The organism is Sphingobacterium hungaricum (assembly GCF_015210005.1).
Taxonomy (GTDB): domain Bacteria; phylum Bacteroidota; class Bacteroidia; order Sphingobacteriales; family Sphingobacteriaceae; genus Sphingobacterium; species Sphingobacterium hungaricum.
In genome coordinates this window covers 291577-308475 of the sequence record NZ_MU158697.1, presented here as the reverse complement: position 1 = coordinate 308475, position 16899 = coordinate 291577, and the positions used below count along the sequence as shown (strand labels likewise).

Annotated in this window: 12 protein-coding genes; 5 read left to right on the top strand and 7 right to left on the bottom strand. The window is 40.0% G+C overall.

Features of this window, described 5'->3' with window-relative positions; genetic code table 11:
* Positions 1 to 59: 59 nt before the first annotated feature.
* Positions 60 to 1655 carry a ribosomal protection-like ABC-F family protein gene (gene abc-f, locus C4F49_RS01245; protein WP_196934009.1) on the bottom strand — a complete coding sequence of 532 codons (1596 nt, stop codon included), beginning with the start codon at positions 1653 to 1655 and terminating at the stop codon, positions 60 to 62.
* A 456-nt stretch (positions 1656 to 2111) separates the two neighbouring features.
* Here abc-f and C4F49_RS01240 point away from each other — a divergent pair, with 456 nt between their 5' ends.
* Positions 2112 to 3269 (top strand): TlpA family protein disulfide reductase, encoded by a 1158-nt coding sequence (locus tag C4F49_RS01240; RefSeq protein WP_196934008.1) that lies wholly within the window; start codon positions 2112 to 2114, stop codon positions 3267 to 3269.
* A gap of 95 nt (positions 3270 to 3364) precedes the next feature.
* On the opposite strand, the gene C4F49_RS01235 is transcribed toward C4F49_RS01240, so the two are convergent.
* From C4F49_RS01235 to C4F49_RS01215, 5 genes are all read right to left on the bottom strand, one after another.
* Positions 3365 to 4135: a YoaK family protein gene (locus C4F49_RS01235; protein ID WP_196934007.1), complete on the bottom strand. Its 771-nt coding sequence runs from the start codon at positions 4133 to 4135 to the stop codon at positions 3365 to 3367.
* Complete coding sequence (locus C4F49_RS01230) at positions 4119 to 4619, bottom strand: hypothetical protein (RefSeq protein WP_196934006.1); 501 nt, start codon at positions 4617 to 4619, stop codon at positions 4119 to 4121. Before C4F49_RS01230 ends, C4F49_RS01235 begins: the two co-directional genes overlap by 17 nt.
* Positions 4606 to 5121, bottom strand: a complete 516-nt coding sequence (locus C4F49_RS01225) for a hypothetical protein (RefSeq protein ID WP_196934005.1) — start codon at positions 5119 to 5121, stop codon at positions 4606 to 4608. Before C4F49_RS01225 ends, C4F49_RS01230 begins: the two co-directional genes overlap by 14 nt.
* 126 nt (positions 5122 to 5247) lie before the next feature.
* The gene (locus C4F49_RS01220; protein WP_196934004.1) at positions 5248 to 6606 is read right to left on the bottom strand and encodes a HAMP domain-containing sensor histidine kinase; all 1359 of its coding nucleotides are present in this window, start codon (positions 6604 to 6606) and stop codon (positions 5248 to 5250) included.
* A gap of 1 nt (position 6607) precedes the next feature.
* Positions 6608 to 7318, bottom strand: a complete 711-nt coding sequence (locus C4F49_RS01215; RefSeq protein WP_231388170.1) for a response regulator transcription factor — start codon at positions 7316 to 7318, stop codon at positions 6608 to 6610.
* A 442-nt stretch (positions 7319 to 7760) separates the two neighbouring features.
* On the opposite strand from C4F49_RS01215, the gene C4F49_RS01210 reads away from it, so the two are divergent.
* The 4 genes from C4F49_RS01210 to C4F49_RS01195 are packed head-to-tail and all read left to right on the top strand — an operon-like array spanning position 7761 to position 15848.
* Positions 7761 to 10883 (top strand): SusC/RagA family TonB-linked outer membrane protein, encoded by a 3123-nt coding sequence (locus C4F49_RS01210; RefSeq protein WP_196934003.1) that lies wholly within the window; start codon positions 7761 to 7763, stop codon positions 10881 to 10883.
* An 18-nt stretch (positions 10884 to 10901) separates the two neighbouring features.
* Positions 10902 to 12857 (top strand): RagB/SusD family nutrient uptake outer membrane protein, encoded by a 1956-nt coding sequence (locus C4F49_RS01205; RefSeq protein WP_196934002.1) that lies wholly within the window; start codon positions 10902 to 10904, stop codon positions 12855 to 12857.
* 33 nt (positions 12858 to 12890) lie between these two features.
* Complete coding sequence (locus C4F49_RS01200; RefSeq protein WP_196934001.1) at positions 12891 to 14165, top strand: DUF4959 domain-containing protein; 1275 nt, start codon at positions 12891 to 12893, stop codon at positions 14163 to 14165.
* A 9-nt stretch (positions 14166 to 14174) separates the two neighbouring features.
* Complete coding sequence (locus C4F49_RS01195) at positions 14175 to 15848, top strand: DUF4998 domain-containing protein (RefSeq protein ID WP_196934000.1); 1674 nt, start codon at positions 14175 to 14177, stop codon at positions 15846 to 15848.
* A gap of 115 nt (positions 15849 to 15963) precedes the next feature.
* Here the strand turns inward: C4F49_RS01195 and C4F49_RS01190 are convergent, their stop codons facing one another.
* On the bottom strand, positions 15964 to 16827 hold the full coding sequence (locus C4F49_RS01190) for a sugar phosphate isomerase/epimerase family protein (RefSeq protein WP_196933999.1): 864 nt from the start codon (positions 16825 to 16827) through the stop codon (positions 15964 to 15966).
* Between the last annotated feature and the right edge of the window lie 72 nt (positions 16828 to 16899).

Below are 16899 nucleotides of genomic sequence, written 5' to 3'. Positions count from 1 at the left end.
TTGCGCAGCAAAAAATATGCAACAAAACACCAGAAACAAAGGTCTTCTAGGATGCTCAATTAAGAACTCAATACAATTTCCTTGTCCACCTGCATTTGCTCCAAAAAATAGGCATCATGCGAAACGACCAGCAAAGTTCCATTATAGTCGGAAAAAGCATTTGTCAATATTTCCATGTTCTGCATATCCAAATTATTGGTAGGCTCGTCCAGAATCAGCACATCGGGAGCTTGGTTTTCAATGCTCAGACAGCAGAGCAACAAACGCATGCGTTCTCCGCCGCTTAAGGCCGAGCAGGATTTGCTCCATTCATCTTTTGTAAATAAAAACCGGTTCAAGCGGATCTTGATTTCATGCTCTTCAAGTCCTGAATGGTTGAAATTTTCTGCTTGTTCATATACACTCAATTCCGAACGGATCATGGAATAATCCTGATCTATATAGAGGGATTTAAAATCCGCGCGGAATAACCTTCCTGCTGTGGCCGTCAGGTTTCCCAAGATCAGTTCAATCAGTGTGGATTTTCCCGAACCATTCGGCCCTTTGATCGCCAGTCGATCGCCGCTCCTGATCTGAAAGTTGAGTGGGGTTGCCCATAGATTGGGTTGATTCGCAAAATGGAAATTACAGTTTTCGGCCTCAGCCAATACTTTACCTTTGTGCAATTCGGACTTGAACAAACCTAGTTTCATCCGATCTGCATCAGCAAGATTGCTGCGCAGGTCTTGCAGTTTTTCAGCAAGTCCAGCAATCTTTTCCTGGTGCATGCCTTTCACTTTCGATGAGCTATTTTCCGCATTGTTGCGCAGTGTATTCATCATGATCCGCGCTACGCCAGCCTTTTCCTGTTTCTTTTTTCCTCGGGCATCTAACTTTTGCTGGCGCTCCGAGGTTTCTCGTTCCTTTTCTTTCGCTTTGCGCAGTGCTTTTTCCTGACTATGGATATCTTGATTCAATGCATTGCGCTCAATTTCTTTTTGCTCCGCATAAAAATCATAATTTCCCCCATAGGTCGTGATGCCCGAACTGCTCAGTTCACAAGTTGTCGTCAACAAATTAAGCAAACTGCGGTCATGGCTCACAATAAGCAAGGTTTTGGAAGTCGTTTTAACGAATTCATAAAGTTGATTTCTGGATGCCGCATCCAAATGATTGGTAGGCTCATCCAGCAGCACAAAATCAGGCTGATGAATAACGATGCCTGCCAAGAAAACTTTTGTTTTCTGGCCTCCGCTCAAGCTTTCCATCGGATGATGGAGATCGAGATCGTGCAGCTGCCAATATTGAAAAGCCTCTGCGGCACGTTCCTCAATTGTCCAGTCGTCCTCGAGCAAAGAAAAGTTTTCTTCACTGGCCTCTCCTGCCAGAATAGCATGGAGCGCAGCCAACTTTTTGTCGATTCCCAAGACCTCCGCAACCGTCAATTGATTGAATTGACCGACAAGCTGGGGCACGAAGTGAACGCCTGCCTCGGCATCGATCTTTCCTGTAGTGGGCTTCAGATTTCCTGCAATAAGCTGCAATAGCGTGGATTTGCCAACCCCATTATTGCCAATCAGCGCAATTTTTTCGTGGGGATGAATGCTGAATTGAAGATGCTCAAAAAGCAGTTCCTTATTCGGTTGTACGTATGTGATGTTATTAATAAAAAGCATGATTTCTTTCGGGTAAAAAAATGAATAAAAGGCCGTCGGCCGATCAGTAAGATTTTGAAAGAAATGGGTATTACATACTTTTTTATTTTATGGATTTATTGGCAAAGATAATAATTCAAAATTAAAAAGTAAAAATTCAAAAATGTGGAAAGACTTTCAAAGTCAAAAAAATACTGACTGTGTCAATTTACTCACATAAATGTAATCTTAGCTATTCAAACTAATATCTGATTATTTAATTGAGTGAAATTGTTTCATAAAAAAATCGTTTGAATAAATTAATATTAAAAAAGCAAGCTGAGTAATGTACTTATTTAAGTATTAAAATCGACAAAATGATTTATACTATTAATTGATTTATAATTAGTTATATAGGAATTAATTAAATCTTATTAATTTTTGTATTCAAGATAAAAAACTATGATTTTTTCGTAGTTTTGTTTTAAACATTATAATATGTGGTATAGATTTTTGTCATTTATATATTTTCTTTTTTTCCTATTCTTTTCAACTTCACTTAAATGCCAAGATGCTAATACAATACTGTTAAAATCTTATGAAGCCTTAAGTAAGCAAGAACAATTGAGTTATACCTACAATTTAGACATTAACTATTTATCAGAAAATTATAAGTTTACATTAGAAGGTCAAACATTTATTAGCTTCGACGATAAAGAGAATTTAATAGGTTTTACTTTTCAATTCTATAACGATTTCACAAAGATTGTTTATAATGGAGCTGAGTGCTTTGAATTAGATCTTACAGAAAAAATAATTGACATCAATAGGAATCCTAACAAAAGCCAATTGTCAAGATTTACTTTTTTGAACAAATCTCCAGTATCATTGAAATATAATATTCCAATGATACTTGCAAATGACAGTATAGAAAAGACACTTGTCCATACAAGTGATTCAGTTAGTTTCTATAAAATTTATTTTAAAACTGGTAAAAGATCTATTGATAAATTAGGCAATTTCATTTATATCTCTGGTAATAGAAATATTAGTTACACAGTTTTGATCGATAAGGAAAGTTATCTTCCTATTGAAGTCATTGAACAAAATGATGTTTATAAAGATGATTATGTGAAAACTAAATTTGACTATAATTTGAATGATAAAGATTTGTTGGATGAAAATTCGTGGTATTACTCAAACTATTTTAATTTTAAACAAAAAGAAGAGGAAGTAGCTATTAAGTTATTAGAAAAAGAACCTACACCATTTTGGGAATTACCAATTTTTGATAATAAAGAGATAATCAATTCTTCATCTTTAAATGGAAATTATGTTTTATTGGAATTTTGGATAAAAAACTGTGGATACTGCATTTCTGCAGTCTCAGAATTAAACGAGTTGCAGAACAAATACATGAAAAAAAATATTAAGGTAATAGGAATTAATGCAGGAGATAAAGAATCAGATGTTAATTACTTCATTAACGCAAACAATCCTAAATTCCTTAATGTTTGGGACAAAGATAAAAAGGTAACTAAATCTTTCGGAGTCACTGGTTTTCCATATATTTTTCTTTTAGATAAGCAGGGTCAACTGCTTTTTCAAGGAAATTTAAACTCAGAAAAATTCAAAGAATTGATGTCACATCTTTAATGCGACTATCCCCGCTTTTAATAATTACCTCTTTGAAAAATTCACGCAATAATTAATTTCGTCAGCGAATACGATAATTGAAAGGAATTCTAGGATTAGCTCATCCCATATTCCTTACAGCTTGCTTTTTTTATTCGGGCACGTCTTTCATAGAGGTATTTAACGCGTTTTAATTTATAGAAGTCAAAGAATGCGATAATGACCAGCACAAAACAGACTAGGTAAAAAGTCTGGTTGCCAAACTTGACATAATACAAGCCGCTGACCAATCCACCTAAGAAATAGGAGAACAAAATCGTTAGCAACAGGTGAAATTTATCGACCAGCTGCTTGTTTTGCCTATTCTTTGATTTGGTAAACATAGAAACTAAGATTGCCAGATCGGTCGTCAACCCCGTTAAGTGGGTTGTTTTGATCACGGAATTGGAAATACTCGCGGTCAAACCATTTTGAAGGCCCATGGCAAACAATAATGCGCCGACAAGCAATTCAGTTTCCTGCAACGTATCTTTGTAGAAGAAATCGAGATAAACTCCCACAAACAGGATACTCAATAGTTCCAGGATCACAGGCACCGCATGGGAGATATATTGTCCCCATAGTTTTTTACCGTGGATGATCACCAGGTTGGAGATCAAACTTCCGAAAAAGAAAAGCAGGATCCAGAATAGCACAACAGCTCCCTGATACCAATTTCCCTTAGAGAGCTCCTGTGCAAAAACAGCATAGTAACCGGTGATGTTGGAAGTGAAGGAGAAAAACACGATCACCGAGATCACATTGACCATTCCAGCAGAAAAAGCGGTCAAACCGCCCAATTTTATATTATCACTTACCGTTCTATGGTTACTATATTTTCTTAGCATAATCTTCTTGTAATCCCTTTCTTTCTAATATTATTTTAAGCACTCCTTTGATTTGAAGATCCAGGTTTAAATGGAGCTCCAAGGTATCTTTATTGATTTTGGCAATCTGAAAACTTTCGACTTGTTTGCCGTCCTTCACCAATTGAAGGATATGCCCCCTGCCGCGGATAAACCATTGCATGTTGTCATCCGATGCATGCTCCGCATCCCGAATGGTTCCGTTGCTGTCAAATTCCCAGACCTGCACATTAAAAAGTTCCAATTCATTCATGATCTCTTCGCGCAGGCTGGCTTGCAGTTCCCAGCTCGATTGATCTTGGACGGCTTCGCTTTTTTCCATGTACCATCCCGTTTCGACCCACTGGCCTTCGATCAGGCGCTCGGGGCTCTCAAAATGCATCACCATGAATGCGGCTAACAGCAACAATGATACCAACAGAAGGTAGGTTCCTGCTAATAAATTTTTTCTATTAAAACGTAACATTCCATTTCTTTCTAAAGAACAAACTATCTATCTTATCCTCACTCTGTTTGATTTCTACATCAGTATCTAAGTAGACCGCAGATGGTTCCTTGCTTTTATTTTTCTTAAATACATGTAGCAGATCAAAACTTCTGGCAGTGAGCTTTGCAAACTCTACATTCTCCGCTACCACGACGTGGTCTATCCGATTTCCTTTGCAGTAATTCCTAAAATAATTGCCATTTTCAGAAGTAATGATATCTGAATACAAGTCTTGGATGCGTTCGCCATATTTGGAACACATCAGCTGACAAGCTTTGATAAAATCTTCGGACTGTAGGCTATCCAAGTGATCTTCGGCATGTATGCCCAACAGTTCGGTGATCGAATTGTCAGATGCCATTCCATGCGCCAAAATAATGACAAAGGAATCATCAATGTGATTGTCCAATAAATCCATAACAACATGAAGGGAGTTGACTGTAAAGTCTGTCTGAATAAGTACACGTTTCGCTCTAACCATATTTGTTTTTTTACAAAGTTAGGGCAGCCGCATGGCAACGAGATTAGCCTCACATTAGTTTTCTGTGAGACTTTTCGACTGGTATTAGAATGCGATTAGAAAGATCGCGCGGGCATTAGAATGAGATTAGAGAACGTTAACTGTAGGCAATTCGATGCGCACGGTCGTGCCCTGGCCGACTTCCGAAGTCACTTTTATTTTGCCATTATGCATCTGGATAATGTTGCGCGCCAAAGGCAAGCCGATGCCATATCCCGAAAAGTTGCCAGTATTAGAAGCTCGGAAATACGGATCAAAAATATAGGGAATATCCTGAGCCGGAATGCCGATCCCTTCATCTTTGATCAGCACGATCACACTATTGTCGAGCGCGCCAAGTGCCACATAGGCTGTATGGTTCGTCGAATACTTGCAGGCATTGGAAATCAAGTTAGAAAATGCAAGTTGCAGGAGTGCCTGCGAACCTTTGACCTTGAGTTTCATGCTATCTTCGGGAAGCAGGGTAAAATCGGTCTTGATATGGAACCGCTCATTGATGGCCTTGACCGTCAGGTCGGCATCCATAATGATCTGGTCAATGCGCACAGGCTTGAAATTAGTCCCGTTATTTTCATATCCGGTACGCGCAAGCAGCAGCAGGGCATTTGTTTTTTTCTCCAAGTTGTCCGCTGCCGAAATAATCTTGGTCAGCGATTGTTGGTACTCTTCGACGCTTCGCTCTTTGGAGAGCGCAAGATCGGCGGTCCCGATGATCGAGGTCAGCGGTGTATTCAGCTCATGCGAAGCATTGCTGATAAAATTTTTCTGCGTCTCAAAAGAAGTTTCGATCCTTGCCAACATCCTGTTGAAGGTACGCGAAAGCTGGTTGAGCACGTTTTTATCTTCTGTTTCGCTGAGGCGAAGGAATAGGTTTTCAGAACCTATCTTTTCTACATCATTGATAATTCCGTTGATCGGCTTCAAAAAGGAACGCTTGACCAGCAGAGAAACAACGACCACAAAAAGAACCCCTAGCACCACACTGATAAACAGCAGGTTGCGCAGGTAAGCCAAATGATGCTCATAGAAATAATTTTCGGCTGACACCCCTACTAGATAGGTCTTGCTGTCTTTAATATAGACATTCGTCGAGTAGAATTTATTGGCAATCTTAAAATTGTAAGCGCCTGTTTTGTCGATGTCTTTCCAAAGTTCAGGTGCTAGGCCTTTGTTATAAATAATGCGGTCGTTCTTGTCAAATTCGACAATAAAGTTCTGTTGCTTATCCAGGTTCTCGACATATTCGTAAGTCCATTCAAAATTCTTGTCCAATGGACCTTCATTGAGCATCTCTTCAGCAACCAACTTGCGCCTAAGGTCGAGCCTTTTATAGAAATCAGCAAAAGCAAAATTCGAGATCGAATAAAAAATAAAGATGACGAAAGAAACAGTGTAGACAACGAGAATAGCAATCAGTGAATAGAGGGTTCGGTTGTATTTGTGCATATTAGTTGTCGTCGATTTTTAAAACATAGCCCATTCCGATTACGGTATGGATAGCTTTCTTGTTGGTGATTTTCTCAATCTTCTTTCTCAAATAATTGACGTACACGTCGACTACATTAGAGCCAATGTCAAAGTTGATTCCCCAGACTTTGTCCAAAAGCTCATTGCGCTGAAATACTTTATTGGGGGTCTGGATAAAGAGCAGCAACAAGCGGTATTCGGTCGATGTGAGGTTCATTTCTTGCCCATCGCAATAGGCTATTTTCTTAAAATCATTTAATTCCAGAAAACCGTATTGGTATTTTTTCTCTTCGTGATTTTGTAGGTGCTTCGCAATTTCACTTTTCCGCCGGATCAATGAACGTACGCGGGCTTTTAGCTCGATCAGTTTAAACGGTTTCGATAAATAATCATCTGCCCCGCTATCCAAGCCCAGCACCACATTCTCTGGACTTCCCAACGCGGTAACCATCAGGATAGGTAAATCTTTGTGGCCAAGCTGTCTCAAATTCTTGCAAATCTCCAAGCCATTTACCTCTGGGAGAAGCACATCTAAAATCACCAAATCGATACGATCGCTATTGATTACGGCAAGTGCATCAGTATAATTAGTAACATGCGTCACCTTATAGCCGTCTTCTACGAGACCTTGGACTATAAACTCAGCCACATTGCGTTCATCTTCTACCAATAAAATTTTTTGCACCATCATATAATCAGAATTACATTGATTCAATTAAGAGTAGCTAAAATATACAAAATTTTTTAAGAAATAGGAAAGGGAATGGTTTAGCTTCGCAGAAAGAAAAATAATTCCTCTTATTTTTCAGGCGAAAAACCAAAATTATGCACTTCTTTTTTCTGAGATTTTCGTCCTGTTTTAAGGCTTAAAATACAGCCTCAACATTCATTTACTAAAACCATATAGCAATACCCCAATAGGCATAAATGTCTTCGTGTTAAGCATGCATTTTCCATCATCCGATTAAGCAAAATTAAATTGGCAATCAATGGATTAAGCCTTTTGATACAAATGTTATAACGTTTTTTACTTTCCACTAATAAATTTTGAAAATAAATAGTGAATATATATCTTTATCGCAATAACCGAAGTAACCAATTTTCAGTATAACCTTAAACCAAATCCAATTCTTATGGAAAGACCTAAAGAAAAGTTGTTGTTTATTATGCTTTGTCTGTTCGTCCCGATGCTCGCCTTTTCTCAGCGACAGATCACTGGGGTAGTTAAGAACGCCGCCAATGGCGAATTTATTCAAGGAGCAAGTATTTTAAAGAACAAAGTTCCCGCCACTTCGACCAATGCAAATGGTGAGTTTGGCATTATGGCCAATGTTGGCGATAGCCTGACCTTTACTTCTGTTGGAATGAAACCCATTACGCAGGTTGTCGATGCGCGCAACATCTTAGAAATAACGATGTATGAAGATGGCAGCGATATCGATGAAGTTACGGTAGTCGCGTTCGGAACGCAAAAGAAAGCATCTGTTGTCGGGGCAATTACAACAGTGAAAGCTTCAGATTTGCGGATCCCTTCGTCCAACCTGACAGGATCATTCGCAGGGCGGATTCCAGGCGTAATTTCTTACCAGACCTCTGGAGAACCCGGAGCAGACAATGCGCAGTTCTTTATCCGTGGAGTAACGACTTTCGGTTACCAGACCTCTCCTTTGATATTGATCGACGGGTTTGAATCCACGACAGAAAATCTATCCAGATTGCAACCAGATGATATCGAAAGCTTTTCCATCCTGAAAGATGCATCGGCGACGGTTTTGTATGGTGCGCGCGGAGCGAATGGGATCATTATGATTACGACCAAGGCCGGTAAAGAAGGCCCTGTACGCATGAATGCACGTGTGGATGTGAATACCGCAACACCAACAAAGCGCATTGACATGGTCAACGGAATCGATTACATGCGCTTGTATAACCAAGCACGCATTACCCGCGACCCGGTATTGGGCTCATACTATTCAGAACAAAAAATCCAGTCAACAATTAACGGGGAAGACCCAATGATTTTTCCAAATGTGGATTGGTTCAATACTCTATTCAAAACCTCAACAACAAATACCAAAGCCAATGTGAATTTATCAGGCGGTGGCCAAGTGGCGACCTATTATGTGTCTACAGGCTTTGACAAAGAAACTGGATTGCTGAAAGTAGATAATAAAAATAATTTCAACAATAACATCGATATCAATCGCTTGTTTATCCGCTCAAATGTGATCTTAAAATTAACCAAGACGACTACATTAGATACGCGGATCCAAGGAAGGTTCGACCGCTATACAGGCCCATACCAATCGGCAAGCAATATTTTCCGCATGATCATGAACAGCAATCCGGTAGATTTTCCTGCCGTATACCGTCCTGATCCTGCCAACGAGTTTACAGATCATATCCTTTTCGGAAATAGCTATGTTGCTGGCTCGCTAAAAGCAAATCCGTATGCAGAAATGGTGCGCGGCTACGAGGATCGTAATGAAAGCAGCATCGTCGCTCAAGCAACCTTATCGCAAGATTTAGCATTTATCACCGAAGGATTAAAAATTCAGGGTAAAGCTTCGGTAAGTACTTGGAGCAGATATTCGAGCACACGTAGCTACAATCCATTTTTCTATGATTTAGAATCATACAACCAGATTACAGGTGCATACACGCTTTATCCATTAAATCCAACGACTGGGCAAGCCTATTTGGGTGATGTCGATCCTGGAAGAGATGCGGATGGACATTATTATTTCGAAGCACGGTTAAACTGGAGCAGAACCTTCGGTTCGCATACCATCGGTGCAATGACTGTAGGGATGATGGAAGAAAAATTGCTGACCTCTGGAAATAGCTCCTCGATTTACGAAACCTTGCCTGAGCGGAATATGGGTAATTCAGGTCGTTTGACTTATGATTACGATAACCGGTATTTCTTCGAGACCGCTTACGGATTTAATGGTTCGGAAAAATTTACCGGAGAAAGAAGGTATGGTTTCTTCCCATCATTCGGTGCGAGCTGGATGATCTCGAATGAGAAGTTCTGGGAACCTTTCGAATCTGCCATCAGCACCTTTAAAGTAAGAGGAACATGGGGATTAGTTGGTAATGATGCGATATCTAATCGTGGAGGAAGGTTCTTTTATCTTTCTGACATCGCCATGGGTGGCGGTGCTTACCGTTGGGGAACAAGTTTCATGAATTCCTATAACGGATATACTGTAAACCGTTATGCGAACCCAGATATTACTTGGGAACAATCAGAAAAATGGAATTTAGGATTGGAAATGAATTTCATGAACGAATCCTTAAAATTCACCGGAGATTTCTTTAAAGATATTCGTAGCAAAATCTACATGAACCGCGAAAACTTTCCAGCATCAGCTGGTCTGGAAGCAAGCGTAAGCGGCAACGTAGGTAAAGTAAGCTCTCAGGGCTTTGATGGATCTCTTGATTATCAGCGCTCTTTTGGCGATAACCTTTGGATTTCAGGCCGTGCAAACTTTACCTATGCAGTTAATAAATTGTTAGAATTGGATGAGCGCGATTATCCAGATGCTTACCTAAAAAGACAAGGCCAGAACATCAATCAGCAATGGGGATTGGTTGCCGAGCGTCTTTTTGTGGATGAGCATGAAATCAAGAATTCTCCAGTTCAGGATTTCGGCGAGTACATGGCAGGTGATATAAAATACAAAGACATCAATGGAGATGGCGTGATCAATAACAATGACCGCATCCCAATGGGTTATCCTACCGTACCTGAGATCCAATATGGATTTGGGATGTCTGTTGGTTACAAAAGCTTTGACTTATCCTTTTTCTTTCAAGGAAACAAGAATGTCTCTTTCTTCATCAATGCCACTAACGAATCAAATCAGTCAACAGGATCCTACGGTATCGCACCTTTCGCAGGAAGAAGAAACGCACTATCCATTATTGCTGAAGATTACTGGAGCGAGACAAATCCAAACATCCATGCATTCTGGCCAAGGCTATCTACAGAGCCAGTCAACAACAATACTCAACAATCTTCTTGGTGGTTAAGAGATGCTTCCTTCTTGCGCTTAAAATCTTTGGAATTAGGATTCAGCCCAAAAACGCTTAAACGAATAGGTTTAAATCCGGGAAGCCGCATCTACTTCAGTTCAGAAAATCTGCACGTCTTCAGTCCATTTAAGCTTTGGGATCCTGAAGTCGGAAGAAATGGGTTAGGCTACCCTCCGAACAAAAGATTTAACGTAGGTATTCAATTAGTTTATTAATACAAAAGAACCAAAAATATGAAAGCTATAAAATATGTCCTTCTGGCAACAATGTTAACCCTAGGTTCTTGTACCAAGTATCTAGATGTTGTTCCAGATAACACCTTAAAATTAGAAGACATTTTCAACCTGAAGATCGACGCATTTAATGCATTGGCAAAAGTATATAGTTACCTGCCGAATGATGAACGCACGCACGTATCCTCGTGGACTTTAGGGGATGAGTGGATTGGTCGTTTAGATTTAAACACAACGGTTTCTAACTTGCGCGCAATCCGTATTATGCGTGGATTGCAGTCGCAGACAAGTCCGCAAATCGGTTATTGGACGGGGTCTGAAGGGGGAAAACCTCTTTACGAAGCCATGCGCCAAGCCGATGTGTTCCTAGCAAATATTGATAATGTGAAAGACATGTCGGATGTAGAAAAGGCAGATTGGCGATCGCAAGTAAAATTCTTGAAAGGCTATTATGCCTTCTTGCTGGTGCAGCGTTATGGCCCAATTGTTATTCCAAAAACAATGGCATCTCCGGAATCAACGAAAGATGAATTGTTCTTGCCTAGAACAAAGGTCGAAGAATGTTTTGACTACATTTTGGGCTTAATGAATGAGGCTATTCCTACCCTGACGGAAAGAGCAACGTCAAATAATTTAGGGCAGATAGACCAAGTTGCTGCGAAAGCAATCAAAGCCCGTGTGCTATTTTTCCGTGCTAGCCCATTTTTCAATGGAAACAGAGAATATTTTGGAGATTTCATGGATAAGGATGGAGAGCCGTTCTTCTCATTAACGCCAGATAATGAGAAATGGAAAGCGGCAATCGATGCTTTGAATGAATCCATTCAGCTATGTGAAGCTAATGGGTTGGGTTTATATCAATTCGATAGAGAACCGTTTATCTATGACAGACCAGCATTTACGGCGAATGAGGAGCGCATGAAAACGCTCTATAATTTAAGAATGCTGATTGTAGATCCTTGGAACAGAGAGTTGGTTTGGGGAAATTCGAATATAAATTATTATGAACAAGGCGAGTTTGCGCATTCGGCGAATATTCGTTTGCCAGAAGGTTATGGCGATGGTGTTGTGAATACAGCTACTTTTTCTTGGCAATGGATGGCGGCAACCTATCAAATGGCCGAGCGGTATTATACGGAGAATGGTTTGCCGATTGATGAAGACCAAACTTACGACATCAACAACAAACATGAAATCATTCGTACGCCAGGAGTTTTAGAGCCCAACTATCCACATTGGAATGGCTATATGCAACCGGGAGCTGAAACTATTAAACTGTACATGAACCGAGAGCCTAGATTTTATGCTAACCTAGGAATTACCGCAGGGTATTGGCGTGGCCATGCTGTGCGGATCAATACCATGATGTTTGGAAATTCACATGGCGGATACAATTCTTCGCAACATACGACCGATTTCCTAGCAACTGGAATAGGCACACAAAAATTTGTTCATCCTGAATCACAATCTGGAGCATGGCAACGGACAATTAAGTTCCCTTATCCAATTATCCGGATGGCTGATCTATACCTGATGAAAGCCGAAGCGTTGAACGAATATTCGGGACCTTCGCAACAGGTGTATGCTGAAATCAACAAGGTGCGTTCGAGAGCGGGAATTCCAAATGTAGAACAAGTTTGGGCTGACCCTTCATTAGCACGAACAGTTGGAAAACATACTACGAAAGAAGGCTTAAGAGATATTATCCTACAGGAAAGAGGTATTGAGTTTGCTTTTGAAGGAATCCATTTCTGGGACATGTGGCGCCATAAAAGAGCTCCTTCTTCTTTCTCTTCACCAGTTTGGGGATGGACGCATGCAGGGACGACTGCTTCGACATTCTTTGTGCTTGAAGTTAAACAAGAAAGAAGATTCACGATTACGGATTGTTTGTGGCCAATAGATTTAAATGAGATGAATACGAATGGTCAGCTCATTCAAAATCCAGGTTGGTAATCGATAAACTGAGCAAAATTTAATTTAGAAATTATGAAAAGTAAGAAATTTAATCTTTTATACATCACCTTCGTTTTGCTGCTGGCTTTCTCCTGTAAAGAAGGAGAGCGCTTTAAACCCAATAGCGGCGATGGCTCGGCTCCTGGAAAGGTAACGCTAAAGAATTACAAGCCTCTTTTTGGTGGAGCTAGGTTCTATTACACCCTTCCTCCCGATGAGGACTTGATGAGCGTTGAAGCTATTTATACAAGCAAGAATGGAAAATCTTTTACGTTCGCCGCATCCTATTTTGTGGATTCTTTGGATGTCTATGGTTTCCCTAGCACAGATGAATATACTATCCAGTTATATGCGGTCGATCGTGCTGGAAATAAGTCCGAAGCGCTGGATGTCAAAGTTACGCCATTAGAACCCGCATTCAGCCGAGTGGCTAATTCCATGGAAGTGAAACCTGGTTTTAGTTCGTTCTTTTTGGATTGGGAAAATGAATTAAAGCAAAACATCAACGTGTATGTTGATTTCACCTTTAATCAAGATGGTGCGTCTCGGACATTAACTTCTGTTTTTTCATCCAATCTGGAAAAAGATCGCCGCTTTATCAACGATCTTTTCTTGCCGCCGACAGAAAAGGTGGCTGTAAAAATCCGTGTCGAAGACATTTATGGAAACATAACCGAAACGCTGGATAAAGGTTCTATCTCTTTGTTTGAGGATAATAAAATTGAAAAGGCTCAATGGGTCTTACCGAATGCGAATGATTCGATAGGTGGAGTTCCTATGGTATTTGGAAATGGATACGAAGGGCGAAATCGCTATGTGATCGATGATATTATTGACCGTGGCGATAACTTGAATTTTATGCACACCAATAGTAGAGGAAAGACCGGTAGAACTGCCGATGGGAATATGCCGTGGAATTTTATCATTGATCTAGGCGGTTATTATGAGCTAAGCAGGATCATTACTGTCCAAAGGCATTCTGGTGGTTTGGCAAATATTTCTCGGGGTCAGTTTTACCGAAATGAAAATGTAGGCCTGTATAATATGTACATCTGGGATGATGCGACAAGTTCTTGGGAATTTGTGTCACAGAGCAAAATTCTTGTTCCTGAAGGACTAAGTGAATTGGAGTTTGTGAAAAAAGGAGAAGCTGGCGACATGGCGTACATGTATCCCGATGAGCCTGCTTACACGAAGCCAACTCGTTGGTTCAGGTATGAAGCCATCAAAAGTTTTAATGGGAATTACACATTGGAAGATGGGAATTGCCTTTCGGAAATCACCCTTTATGGTAAAAAAAGAAATTAATTTTCACGTATGAAAAATAGATCTAAACACTTTGCAAGCTACCTATTCTTCTTAGGTATCCTAAGCCTAGTAGGCTCCTGCAAGGGAATGTATGAAAACATTGAGCCTTATTCAGAAGAAATCATTTATCCAGCTAAATACGATACGATCGTCAGTAAAATCGGTTATGAAAGAGTCGAGCTCGATTTAATGAAAGTTGGTCGGATTCCATCCAGTCAAATATCGATGGGTAAATCGTCCAAAACTGTCGTAGAATATGATGGCAAACAGATTGTTATTGATTCGTTGGTATCCTGGATCAATGTTACCGATTTGGATCAGCCCAAATTGTACCGCATCAAAGTCTATACAGTCGATGAGTATGATAATAAGTCTGTTCCGCAACAAATTGCGGTTATTCCATTTACTGCCGGAGATGTGGCAAACCTTGTAGTGGCAAATCCACGGATTTTGACTTCGCCTAACGCAGCTGTTATCGACTGGACAAGTTCGTTGACTTCTATCCTTTTAGATTATAAAAGTTTAGATTATGAATACACGGACAAAAACGGAACAAAAATAGAAGGACATCAAGGCCTTAATCCTAGGATTTTTGCTGCGAACTTAAATGCTGGACAATCCTTTAAGATTGATTTAAAATACAATATCGTTCCAAAAATAAACGGCAAAGCCATTTTGGATTCGGTTCAATTGGTGACTCCTTTGACCATCAATATGCCAACGAGTTCGTCTACTTTTAATCCTGTAGAAAGAGATATTCTTGCTGCAAATGGCGTTACGGAATTTACAGCTGCTGGCGTTTCATCTTTCAGGAAATTAGTTTTTCCAGTCCACACCAACACGCTTCAAGATTTATTCTACTTTCCAAATGTGGAAGAGCTTGATTTAACCGGCGGCGATGTGTTTGATTTAACGACAATGAATTATAATAGAAATGGAATTGTCAAGACAATAGGCGGTGGCGATTATTTGCCTTTTATCCGGAAGGTTTCTCCGATTTCGAATGCCAATGCACAGACCATGATCGATCTATTGAATTTGGGCATTATCAAAAAAATTAAATATGCACCTAATTCCATGGGGATAGATCATTTGTTGAAGCCATTTGATAAAGATGGAATTATAGAATGGGTCACGACTCCGAATGAATCTATTATTCCAATGAATTTCTTCTTAGACGGAAAAATTCAAGATGCGACCGGTTGGGCATTGGACCTTGTGAATCCTGCGACTACTTATCCGGCAGGAACAAACATCATTAACCCAATCAAAGCAACCATGAAAGGAAAAAATGGTTCTTTCGTCTTTGTTATTCCAAAAGAATACCGTTTTAATATTCCTGAATATAGGTACATGAAATTTAAGGTATATATGCCAGCACTGTCTACATATAGTGGAGTGTACGCACCTTACCAAAGATTATGGCCTCGTTTCATGAATTACCTCTGGGCATTTACGAACGAAAGTTCATTTGGACAAGAAGTATGGAGCGCGAATGCTAATGATTACAAAATCAGTGATCAGAATTTGGAGAAATGGACTGATGTAACCGTCGATCTATCTTCAATGGAAAGCAGACATAATAGAGTCTTTGTCATTAATATTGGCGGGGAACCCTCATTGACGTTTAGCCCTCCAGCTGATATGGTGTATTACTTTTCAAATTTTAGATTCTCAAAGTAAACAATCTTTTATACCTATAGTTTAACAAAAAGTTCTGGCGAATACCTGCCAGAACTTTTTTTATATGCATACGGAACAGTATTTTTTATTTGGCTAAAGAGCAAAAATCAAGCAGCTACTTCTGATTCTTCGCCAATTCCCATTGCTTGATAATTGTTTCCTTCGCTAGGGGAAGTTCAGTTTCTAAATCCGTAAACCGGCATTCCAAAGCAATCATCCCTTGATAGCCTATTTGCTGAAATGCACGGAAGTAGGGCACGAAATCATCGCCTTTGACTCCTGGAGCCGAACGCGTTTCTTTCTCGCCGATGTCGCAATGATAAATGTATTTGCCTCCGGCAAGAATATTCGATGGAGGTTCATTTTCGCGCATCATGTGATAGATATCGACCGTGACACGGAAATTCGGATGATCGACTTCTTTCGCAATCAGGATGGATTCTTCCAGCGTATTGATGAAATTACATTCTTCTTTATTCTGGCTTTCCAGCGAGAGCACAATATTGTATTGCGCAGCAAGCGCAGCCAATTTTTTAGAGATCGCTATAAACTGCTTGCGTGCGACATCTTTATCAAAGCCTTCAGGAATGTTTCGCGAAGCGCCGCTTCCAAAAACAATGAGCCGGATATTTAATTTCTGTGCCCGCTCATAAACCCGAAGGGCGTAGTCCAGGATTTTCTGTTCATCGGCATCGGGTCCTGTAGTCTTAACGGAACCAGGAATAAAGACGTTGCAGACTAACATATCCAATGGAAAATCAGCATCTTTTAGCTTGAAATCATATAGACTGTCGGGTTTTTGGGGCTGCAGGATTTCGGAAACAGTGGGCTGTATAAATGCGTACCCAAACTTCTCCACCAATGGAATTTTATCCATTGTCGCACAAACGCCCAATAAAGGAACATCGTTTTTTTGTGCAAAACTTGCAATGGGATTTAGGACACTACTGAGCAGAAAGCAGTAAATCAGTTTTTTCAATTTTTTTAGAATTAAGGTTTATCATTTGGATGTGCTTCGCTGGTTATGCCATCCAATTAGTCACTAAGATAC

Coding starts and splice junctions, on each gene's coding strand:
- C4F49_RS01225 (WP_196934005.1), bottom strand. CDS start 5,121: ATGGTTAGAGCGAAACGTGTACTTATTCAGACAGACTTTACAGTCAAC.
- C4F49_RS01240 (WP_196934008.1), top strand. CDS start 2,112: ATGTGGTATAGATTTTTGTCATTTATATATTTTCTTTTTTTCCTATTC.
- C4F49_RS01235 (WP_196934007.1), bottom strand. CDS start 4,135: ATGCTAAGAAAATATAGTAACCATAGAACGGTAAGTGATAATATAAAA.
- C4F49_RS01220 (WP_196934004.1), bottom strand. CDS start 6,606: ATGCACAAATACAACCGAACCCTCTATTCACTGATTGCTATTCTCGTT.
- abc-f (WP_196934009.1), bottom strand. CDS start 1,655: ATGCTTTTTATTAATAACATCACATACGTACAACCGAATAAGGAACTG.
- C4F49_RS01210 (WP_196934003.1), top strand. CDS start 7,761: ATGGAAAGACCTAAAGAAAAGTTGTTGTTTATTATGCTTTGTCTGTTC.
- C4F49_RS01205 (WP_196934002.1), top strand. CDS start 10,902: ATGAAAGCTATAAAATATGTCCTTCTGGCAACAATGTTAACCCTAGGT.
- C4F49_RS01230 (WP_196934006.1), bottom strand. CDS start 4,619: ATGTTACGTTTTAATAGAAAAAATTTATTAGCAGGAACCTACCTTCTG.
- C4F49_RS01215 (WP_231388170.1), bottom strand. CDS start 7,318: ATGATGGTGCAAAAAATTTTATTGGTAGAAGATGAACGCAATGTGGCT.
- C4F49_RS01200 (WP_196934001.1), top strand. CDS start 12,891: ATGAAAAGTAAGAAATTTAATCTTTTATACATCACCTTCGTTTTGCTG.
- C4F49_RS01195 (WP_196934000.1), top strand. CDS start 14,175: ATGAAAAATAGATCTAAACACTTTGCAAGCTACCTATTCTTCTTAGGT.